The 9767-nt window shown below is 70.3% G+C and carries 7 protein-coding genes and 1 pseudogene; 4 read left to right on the plus strand and 4 right to left on the minus strand.

Annotated features, from left to right (window positions below):
• Nucleotides 1-25 precede the first annotated feature (25 nt).
• Genes AB0M59_RS16855 through AB0M59_RS16865 form a run of 3 tightly spaced genes read right to left on the minus strand, consistent with a single transcriptional unit; the run spans nt 26 to nt 5150 of the window.
• A complete protein-coding gene (locus AB0M59_RS16855; protein WP_364615456.1) occupies nt 26-916 on the minus strand; it encodes an ROK family protein in 891 nt (296 codons plus the stop codon).
• The gene (locus tag AB0M59_RS16860; protein ID WP_364615459.1) at nt 913-3783 is read right to left on the minus strand and encodes a beta-mannosidase; all 2871 of its coding nucleotides are present in this window, start codon (nt 3781-3783) and stop codon (nt 913-915) included. Before AB0M59_RS16860 ends, AB0M59_RS16855 begins: the two co-directional genes overlap by 4 nt.
• A complete protein-coding gene (locus tag AB0M59_RS16865) occupies nt 3780-5150 on the minus strand; it encodes an APC family permease (RefSeq protein WP_364615462.1) in 1371 nt (456 codons plus the stop codon). Before AB0M59_RS16865 ends, AB0M59_RS16860 begins: the two co-directional genes overlap by 4 nt.
• A gap of 207 nt (nt 5151-5357) precedes the next feature.
• Here AB0M59_RS16865 and AB0M59_RS16870 point away from each other — a divergent pair.
• Nucleotides 5358-6526: pseudogene (locus AB0M59_RS16870) on the plus strand (ROK family protein).
• Between the two features lie 265 nt (nt 6527-6791).
• Here the strand turns inward: AB0M59_RS16870 and AB0M59_RS16875 are convergent.
• Complete coding sequence (locus AB0M59_RS16875) at nt 6792-7022, minus strand: hypothetical protein (protein WP_364615465.1); 231 nt, start codon at nt 7020-7022, stop codon at nt 6792-6794.
• Nucleotides 7023-7248: 226 nt separating this feature from the next.
• Here AB0M59_RS16875 and AB0M59_RS16880 point away from each other — a divergent pair, with 226 nt between their 5' ends.
• The 3 genes from AB0M59_RS16880 (at nt 7249) to AB0M59_RS16890 (ending at nt 9654) form a co-directional block, all read left to right on the plus strand.
• On the plus strand, nt 7249-7530 hold the full coding sequence (locus AB0M59_RS16880) for a hypothetical protein (RefSeq protein WP_364615468.1): 282 nt from the start codon (nt 7249-7251) through the stop codon (nt 7528-7530).
• 70 nt (nt 7531-7600) lie between these two features.
• The gene (locus tag AB0M59_RS16885; protein ID WP_364615471.1) at nt 7601-9094 is read left to right on the plus strand and encodes an MFS transporter; all 1494 of its coding nucleotides are present in this window, start codon (nt 7601-7603) and stop codon (nt 9092-9094) included.
• A gap of 2 nt (nt 9095-9096) precedes the next feature.
• Nucleotides 9097-9654, plus strand: a complete 558-nt coding sequence (locus tag AB0M59_RS16890; protein WP_364615474.1) for a TetR family transcriptional regulator — start codon at nt 9097-9099, stop codon at nt 9652-9654.
• Nucleotides 9655-9767 lie beyond the last annotated feature (113 nt).

Consider the following 9767-nt stretch of genomic DNA (forward strand, 5'->3'; position numbering starts at 1 on the left):
GGCACCGGCACGCCACCCGGAGGACTCACCCGCCCAGCGCCAGCGCCACCGCCCCCAACAGGGCCGCGTCCTGGTCGAAGCGCGCCGACACCAGCTCCGGCGGGAACGGCACCGCGTGGGCCAGCCGGTCCGCCAGCGCCGGCAGCAGCACGTCCGCCGACCGCACCAGCCCGCCGCCGACCGCGATGCGTTGCGGGTCCAGCGCTATCGCCAGGTTCGCCACGTGCATCGACAGCTCGTCGAGCGCCGCCGTCACCAGTTCCTTCGCCTCGACGTTCTCCTTGGCCAGTGCGAACAGCTCGCCCGCGGTGACCGGGCGGCCGAGCAGACTGCTCGCCCGGCCGCCCAGCCCACGCCCACCGACGGCTTCTTCAAGCGGCGCCGCTCCGCTCGCGAAACCCTCGGTGTCCTGCGGCGAGAGCAGGTTGTACCCGATCTCGCCCGCAGCTCCGTTGGCGCCGGTCAGCAACCGGCCGCCGACCAGCACCGCCGCCGCGATGCCCGTCCCCAAGGAGAGGAACACCGCCGGGTCGGCCCCGGCCAGCGCGCCCCACCGCCACTCCGCCAGTGCCGCCGCCTTCGCGTCGGTCCCCACCGAGATCGGCACGGCCGGGAACTCGGCCGCCACCAGCTCGGCCAGGTGCAGCTCCTCCCAGCCCGGCACGTTCGGCGCGAGCAGGATCCGGTCCGGCAGCACGATTCCCGGGCTGACGACACCGATCGCGGCGGGGACGGCGCCCGTGTCGGCCAGCAGGCTCCTGGCCCCGGCGAGCGCCCGCACCACCACCTGATCGGCCCCCGCCTGCGCGTCGGTGTCCAGCCGGCGTGTGGCCAGCAGGTTCCCGTCGCGGTCGGCGAGCCCCAGCGCCACCTTCGTGCCGCCGAAGTCGATGCCGAGAATCCGTTCCTCTGTCACTCCCGAGTCCCCTCGATCCGCGGCGCCACGGCCGCTTCCCCGTGGTGGCCGTACCCGCCGGCCGCCTTCACCACGATCCGGCCGGTGTTGAACCCGTCGACGCTGATCACCGGCACCGCGCCCCGCAGGTCGGACGCCTTGTACGTGACGGTCAGCGTCTGCGACTGGCCCGGCCAGAGCGTGATGTCGTTGTCGTCCCAGGTCGCGTTCGCGAGCTGGTTGTCGCCCGGCCCCTCGTGCCCGTCCGGCGTGCCGCGGCGGACGTCGGCCCGCAGGAAGAACGCCGCCCCCGGCGTCTTCGACGTGTTGGTCACGGTCACCGTGGAGACGAGGTCGCCGCCGGTCGAGCGCGTCGAAGCGACCGCGCCGATCTGCGACTTCGGCAGGTTCTGCAGGGCCTGCAGGTTGCTGTACTGCGACAGCGTCGCCTGCGGGTTGCCGAGCGTCTTGCCCCAGTCGACGACGTCCTTCTGCGTCGAGAGCCAGTAGACGTTGCGGTCGACGACCTTCCCGCCCTGCTTCACCTGCAGCTCGACGAAGTAGACCTGCGCGGGCGCCGGCGCCTTCGTCTCGGCCGGCACCTTCGGCTTGAGCACGCCGGTCTTGACGCCCTGGCTGCCCAAGGAGATCCCGCCGGCGGTCTGGTCGTCGATGACCTTGCCCGCGGTGTCGAGGACGCGGGCCTGCACCGAAAGGCCGTGCTGCGTGCCCGCGCCGAGGTTGTCCAGGGTCACGGAACCGTTGTCGTAGCCGTAGATCGCGTGCAGCGGCTTGTTCGCCTTCTTGGCGCCGAAGAACGCGCCGGCCTGGTCACCGTCGTCGTTGTAGAGCGACCACAACAGAGTCGGCCAGCCCTTGTTCAGCTGCCAGTAGACGACGCCCGTCGACGGGTTGTCCTTGTCCGTCGAGTGGTGCAGGAAGGCCTCGAACTGCGAGCGCGTGTTCTCGTAGTTCGCGATGTTCGCCAGGTCCACATAGGACTTCAGCGAGTTCCACTTCCCGTACCGCTGGGTGATCGACTGGTCCAGCGTGTACAGCGTGCCGAACTTGTAACCGCCGTGTCCCGGCTCGAAGTTGGCGTGGTACTGGTTGTACGCCGGGTCCTGCCACAGCTTCGCCTGCTCGGCGGGCGAAAGGAACCGCTTGATCGAGTCGAGCGTCGGCACGGTGTGCCCGGCGCTCTGCTCGCTCGCGAAGCCCCAAGAACCGCCCGCGTTGGTGCGCGAGGAGTCGTCCGCGTCGAAGTGCGAGGTGTCGTACCAGTAGGACGGCGGGACCCAGTCGTAGGGGCCTTCCTTCTCCCCCGACTGCCCGAGCGTCGGCGTGCTCTTGTACTCAGCCGAGGCGATCACCGGCACCTGGAAGTCGGCTTCCTTGAACGCCTTCAGCGTCTCGGACTCCTGGCGCGGCACCGGCTCGTTGTCGCTCCAGCCGTAGTTGAAGACGCTCGGGTGGCTCCGCTCCATCTGCGCGATGGTGTACGCCGAGTCGTGCATGATCCGGTAGTCGCGCTCGGTCAACGTCGAGGCGTCCTCGGGCTGCCAGGCGTCACAGCACAGGAACCCGCCGATGACGAGCAGCCCGGCGCGGTCGGCCTGGTCGTAGAAGTCCTGCGGCATGTCGTGGCCCTCGAGCCGGACGCCGGACAGGCCCATGTTCTTGATCAGCGCGATCTGGTGCGCGGTGTCGGCGGAGTCGTAGCGCAGGAACAGGTCCGGCGCGAAGCCGCCGCCGCGGAACACGAAGTCCTTGCCGTTGATCGTGAACTGCCGCGCGCCCTCCGGCAGCGGCGCGGACTTCCCGACCAGGCGCGAGGTCACCGTGCGGATGCCGAAGGTGCTCTTGGACGACGTCGACAGCATGCCGTCCTGCGAGACCGCGGTGCTCAGCGTGTACAGCGGCTGGTCACCCATCGAGTACGGCCACCAGATCTTCGGGTGGTTGATCTTCACCGGCGCGAACGCCACGGTCTGCTTGGTGTTCGCCGGGATCGTCACCCGCTGGTGGACGACGGTCGGCGCACCCGACGGCGCGGTGATCGTCGCGGCGACGTCGCCGGTCTGCGGGCTCGCCGCGTCGTTGGTGACGTCGACCTTCACGGTCAGCTTCGAACTGGACAGATCGCCGGCGTTGTCCTGCACGACGTGCGCGTTGTCGCCGGTCAGCGCGTCGCTCACCTGCAGGGTGGGCGGGAACTGGATGCCGGTGTTGTTGTCCGGCGGGATCTGGCCCCAGTCGACTTGGTCGAGCGTGTACATCTTCAGCGGGTCGTTGGGGTAGACCTTGATCGCCAGGGTGTTCTTGCCCGGCTTCACCAGCTTCGAGACGTCGAACGTGTGCCCGGCGAACGCGCCGCTCACGACGTCCTTCGTCGCGACGAGCTTGCCGTTCACCCAGACGTCGCCCTCGCCGACGATGCCCGGGATGGTCAGCTTCGCGTGCTGGCCGTTCTTGAAGTCCGGGGTGAAGTCGGCGCGGTACCACCACGGGTCGGAGAACGGCTTCGTGACGACGGGGCCGAGCTTGTCGACGTACCCGAAGCACTTGCGCATGTTGTCGGAGTAGAAGACGTCCGGGCACTTTCCGTTCTGCACCAGGGCGTTGATCTCGGTGCCGGGCGCGCCCGCGTCGTCCGGCTCGACGGGCAGCCAGCCGCGCGTGCCGTAGCCGGGCGTCGAAACTTTGTCGCCGCCGTCCTTGACGTTCGCGGTGGTCAGCACCTGCCAGCCCTGCAGGCCGATGGTGCTCAAGCCGTGCGGCTTCGAGATCTCCTGCTGCGCGGGCTCCTGCGCCGAGGCCGGCGCGGTCACGCTCAGTACCCCCGGCACCAGGATCAGCGCGGCGATCGCCGCGAGCTTCTTCGTCATGCCTGAGCCCCTTCGGTCTCGGTGGAGGCGAAGGCCTCCTTGATCTCCTTGGGTCCGAACGGCCACGTCTTCTCGGCCTTGGCGTAGATCAGGTACGCGATCGCGCCGACGGCGATCCAGCCCAGCGAGAGGCCGATGGAGAGCCAGGTCGCGGAGACGTAGATGTAGACCCAGCCGACCAGCGCGAGCAGCGTCGGCAGCGGGTAGAGCCACTGCCGGTAGGGCCGCTTCAGGTTCGGCTGGCGACGGCGCAGCGTCACGATCGCCGCGACCTGGGCCAGCGACTGGATGATGACCAGGGTGGCGACGGCCGCGTTGATGACGTCGGTCAGCGTGAACAACGAGCCGATGATGGTGATCGCGCCCATGGTGAGCACGCCGGCGGTCGGCAGGTTCAGCTTCGGGTGCAGCTTGCCGAACATCGACAGGAACACCTTGTCGCGCGCGGCTTCGAACGGCACGCGGGAGCCGCCGAGCAGGCCGGCGAACACCGAGCCGATGGCCGCGACGACGATGAGGACGGTGACGACCTTCGCCGTCGCGGTGCCCCACGCCTGCTCGAGCACGGTCGAGGCGACCGAGGTGGCGGTCTTCAGCTCCTCCAGGGGAACCGAGCCGAGCACGCCGACCTGCAGCAGGAAGTAGAGGCTCATGATGCCGACGATCGAGAAGAGGATCGACCGCGGGATCGTCCGGCCGGGCGAGCGGACCTCGCCGCCGAGGTAGGCCGTCGTGTTGTAGCCGAGGTAGTCGTAGATCGCGATGATCAGGCCGGCGCCGAGGCCGCCCCAGAACGTGCCCTCGCCCGCCGAGCTGAACGCGCCCGGGGTGAAGGCGAACGCCTGCGCGCCGCTGAAGTGCGAGAACGCCGCGACGATCGTCGTGAGCACCGCGATCAGCATGACCACGAACAGCACGGTCGTGAGCTTGCCGATCTGGCCGATCTTGCGAAACAGCGCGGCCACGATGACAAGCGTGACACCGACGCCGATGATCTTGCCCAGCGCCGTGGTGCCGCCGTCGTCGGTGACGCCGGGGATCAGGTAGCCGAGGTACTGGACGAGGCCGATGATGCCCGTGGACATGATCAGCGGGATGAACAGCACCGCGCTCCAGACGAACAGGAACGGCATCAGCCGTCCGGTGCGGTACTGGAACGCTTCGCGCAGGTACAGGTAGGTGCCGCCGGCGCCCGGCATCGCGGCGCCGAGCTCGGCCCAGATGAGCCCGTCGGCCAGTGCGACGATCGCCCCGATGATCCAGCCGAACATCGCCTGCGGGCCGCCCATGGTGGCGACCATGGCGGGAATCGTGACGAACGGGCCGATACCGCACATCTGGGTCATGTTGATCGCGGTGGCCTGCATGGGGCCGATCTTGCGCTCAAGGGCGGGTTGCGGCTCCCCTGAGCGAGTGGGTGAACTCACGACGTGCCTCCGTCTAGTAGTTAGTAAAGTTTCTTAACATAGAACGGACGAGGTCGAAAGAGTTCCGTGGATAAACTTGCGGCAACGCGGATCGGAGATGGGGACGTCGTGGGGCGAATCGGGCCGCAGGTGGGAACCCCGGCGAGCATGCGGGCGCTGAACCAGCGCTTGGTGCTGGAGCGGCTGCGCGGGCAGGGCGAAGCGACGCGACCGCAGATCGCGGCGGCGACCGGGCTGTCCAAACCCACGGTGGGACAGGCGCTCCTCGATCTCGAGCAGCACGGACTGGTCCGGACCACTGGACGCAGCCTGGCCGGCCCGGGCCGCGCGGCGGTCGTCTACCGGGCGGCGCCGGACGCGGGCCACGTCGTCGGCGTCGACATCGGCCGGCGGGTGATCCGGCTCGCCGTGGCCGACCTGGAAGGCAGCATCGTGGCGCGGCTCGACGAGCCCAACCGGTGCCGTTCCGCGAGCGCTTTGGTGCGTACCGTAAGCGAATCCGTCGAACGGGCGGTGGCTTCGGCCGGCCTGGCCCCGCACGACGTCGTCTCGACGGTGGTCGGCACGCCCGGCGTCCCCGACCCGGCGACGGGGACGGTCCACCGCGCGCCGAACCTGCCGGGCTGGGAGCGGCGCGGGTTGCTGCACGAGCTCGTCGCGGCGCTGGCCGGCGCGGGTTCGGACGTCGTGGTGGAGAACGACGCGAACCTGTGCGCGGTGGGCGAGCACGCGCTCGGGGCGGCGCTGGGCGTCGACGTGCTGGTGTGCCTGACGGTCGGTACGGGGATCGGCATGGGGCTGTTGGTCGACGGGCGGCTGTTCCGGGGAGCGCACGGAGCGGCGGGCGAGATCGCGGACTTGCCTTTCGGCCCACTCCCGGCGGCGACGGGTGCCCGACGTCCGGGCCCGATGGAGACGGCGGCCGCGGACCAGGCGGTGGTCGAGGCGGCCCATGCACTGGGATTGGCCGCGCGATCGGCGAAGGACGTGTTCCGGTTGGCCCGGGGTGGGGACTCGCGGCGCTTCGGGTCGTTGCGGAGGAAGCGGAGAAGCTGGCTTACGTGGTCGCGGCGGTCACTGCGGTGCTCGATCCGCGGTTGATCGTGCTCGGGGGCGGGATCGGGGGTAATGCGGACCTGCTGGCGTCGCCGATGCGTCAGGCGCTGGCCGCGACCGTGCCGGTGGTGCCAGAGATCGTGGCCGGGCAGCTGGGTGAGGATGCGGTGCTGGCGGGGGCCATCGCGACGGCGCTCGGGACGGCTCGGGAGCTGGTGTTCGACCGGCGCGGGTTGCGTCGCGCGGTGGGCGGGACTTAGGACAACGACCGGTCGCCCGCCCGCTGCGGGCGCCGCCGCGCGGCTGGATCTAGCAGAACGATCGGTCACTCCGACCGAAAGTTTCCCGCCGTGCTGGATAGGCGAAGAACGACCGGTCGCCCTGCCGCCGATGTGTATACAGCTGCTCAGGCTGGCCAACCGGGAGAACGACCGGTCACTCCCGCCCGCGACCGACCGATCGGTGGCCCCGCCCGGCAAAGAGAGCTGTCGGAGGCAACACCTGCCCCAGCAGCGCGGTCCCGAGCTAGTCCGAAGGACCGCGCAACGTGAGCACCACCCGCAGCACGTGCTCGACCGCCGCCGGGAACAGCGCGCCCCGCAGCTCCCCGCGCTCCGCCAAGTTCTCCGAAGCGAACTCCAGCACCCGCTCGGGCCCACCCCGGCGCACCACGAGCGCCGCCAGGTCTTCGAGGTCCAGGTCCGGGTGGTCGAGGCGCGTCAAGGCGAACTCGATCATCAGCTCCTCCGACGTCATGTCCACCTCCTTCCTCCATCCTAAGCACCTCGGGCTAACACTTGATCGAACAGACTTCGAGCCCCGATGTGGTGATGTCCACGCCGGTCCCCGACACCCACAGCAGGCACGATTGGGCCGTTCGACGGAGATTTCGGGCGATCGTGTACGGAACGCGAATACCCGGTAACCCGGACGAGCCGGTCAGTCATGATGCAGGACCACCCGGCGGCGGATCGGAGGCGACATGGCCCTGCATCGGCAACGCGCGCGAGCCGGGGTCCGGCGCCCGCGGCACGCACTCCCCGCCCGCTGGTGGCCGCCCGTTCTCGTGGCCGCCTCCGTCGCCGCCGTGATTCCCGGCGACACCGTCGGCGGCCTGCTCGTCGGGACGAGCGTCCTCGTGGCCTTGACCGCGCTCGCCGCCACGCGGCGGGTACTGGGGCACGCCGCGGTGCACGTGAACCTCATCCTCGCGCAAGAGCTGACCCCCTCACCCTTGGGACCCGCCGCGCACCTCGACGACTGACCACACGCGCCCCGCGCTGTGACCTGATCTACCTCGCTTACTGTACCGTCCAGACGGTATAGTAAGCGTCATGACCGTCATCCTGCCGACTTCGGGACCCACCCCGTTGAGCCACCGGCGCCGCTGGGCCGCGCTCGGCGTGCTGGTCGGCGCGGTACTGCTGCTCGCCATCGACGGCACCGTGCTGTACCTCGCCGTGCCGTCGCTGACCCGCGAGCTCGCGCCGACCGCGACCGAGATCCTCTGGATCGGCGACGTCTACTCCCTCGCCCTGGCCGGCCTGCTGGTCACGGCGGGCAACCTGGCCGACCGGTTCGGCCGCAAGCGGGTGCTGCTCATCGGCACCGCCGCGTTCGGGCTGGCGTCCGCCTTGGCCGCGTTCTCCCCCACCGCGGGCACGCTCGTCGTGGCCCGCCTGCTGCTCGGGATCGCGGGCGCGACGATCATGCCGTCGACGCTCTCGCTCATCCGCACCCTGTTCGCCGACCCGCGCGAACGCACCCGTGCCATCGCGATCTGGTCGGCCGGGTCCGGCGGCGGGATCGCGCTCGGCCCGCTCGTCGGCGGGGTGCTGCTGGAGCACTACTGGTGGGGCTCGGTGTTCCTGATCAACGTGCCGATCGTCGTCGTCTTCCTGATCGCGGGCGCGATCCTGCTGCCGGAGTCGCGCGATCCGCGCCCGGGCCGTTTCGACCTGCTCTCGGCCGGCCTGTCGATGGCCGCGATCGTCCCGCTGGTCTACGCGGTCAAGCACGCCGTCAGCTCGGGGATCGACGCACAGGTGGCCGTCGCGGCCGCCGTCGGAGTCGTGTCCGGCGTCGGGTTCGTGCGCCGGCAGCGACGCGCGGAAAGCCCGCTGATCGACGTCGCGCTGTTCCGCAACGGGGCGTTCAGCGGCGCCGTCCTCGCCAGCTTCATCGCGGTGTTCGCGTTGATGGGCCTGCTGTTCTTCTTCTCCCAGTACCTGCAGCTCGTCCGCGGCTTCTCGCCGCTGCAGGCCGGGTTCGCGGAGATGCCGGCGACGCTGGCCTCGATCGTCGTCGTGGCCGCGGTCGGGGTGGTCGTCGGCCGGCTCGGCCGGGGCCGGGCCGTCGCGGTGGCCCTCGCCGTCGCCGCGCTGGGACTCGCCCTGGTCGCGGTGGCCGAACGAGCGCCGCAGTACTGGTGGCTGGGCTTGAGCCTGGTGCCGGTCGGGCTCGGCGTCGGGTTCGCGCTGACGATCACCGTCGACTCCGTGCTGTCCGCCGTCCCGCGGGACAAGGCCGGCTCGGCGTCGGCGATCTCCGAGACCGCCTACGAACTCGGCGCGGCGCTGGGCATCGCGATCCTCGGCTCGCTGGTCACCGTCGGCTACCGCGCTTTCCTGCCGGCCGGCCCGGTTCCCGGCGAAGTGCGCGACTCCCTCGCCGCGGCAGCGAACGTGCTCGACCCGGCATCCGATCTCGCTCACGCCGCGCGCGAAGCGTTCACCGGCGCCATGCAGGTGACGTCGCTCGCGGCGGCGGCCATCACCGCCGTCGCCGCGGTGATCGCCTGGCGTACGATTCCGTCCGGAAAGGACTGAGCATGCCCCGCAAAGCCGGCCGCAGCCCCGAAGAGACGCGCCGGGCGCTGCTCGACGCGGCCGGGACGGTCATCCGCACCCGCGGGATCTCCGCCTCGCTCGACGACATCGCGAAAGCCGCCGGCGTGTCGAAAGGCGGGCTGCTGTACCACTTCCCCGCCAAAGACGCGCTGGTCCGCACCCTCGCGCAGGACCTCCTGGACACCTACCGCGCCGAGGTACTGGCGGCTCTGGATCCGGAAGACAACGCGCCGGGCCGGCTGACCCGCGCGTACGTCCGGGCGTCGCTGGACACGTCTCAGGACGAGGTCGCGATCCGGGAGAACATCGCCCTGATCGCCCAGCTGATCTCGATCCCCGAGATCGCCGAGCTCGCCCGGGCGGACGCGGAGCGCTGGGACCGCGACCTCCACGACGACGGCCTCCCCGGCCACGTCGTCACCCTGGTCGTCGCCGCGGCCGACGGGGCGAGCACGGCGCCGCTGTGGGGCGTCGGCATCGAGGTGGCGGCCGCGCGGAAGCTGGAACAGCAGCTCATCGAGCTGACATTGAAATCCTGATGTGGCGCTGCTCCGGGCTAGTACTGCAACGGCAGTTACGTGAGTGGGTAGCCGCGGCGTTTGTAGTGACTGAGGCGGGCTTGGTGTTGTCGTCGGCGGCGGAAGCATGACCA

Origin of the sequence: Amycolatopsis sp. NPDC051371 (assembly GCF_040682155.1) — a bacterium.
Classification (GTDB): Bacteria; Actinomycetota; Actinomycetes; order Mycobacteriales; family Pseudonocardiaceae; genus Amycolatopsis.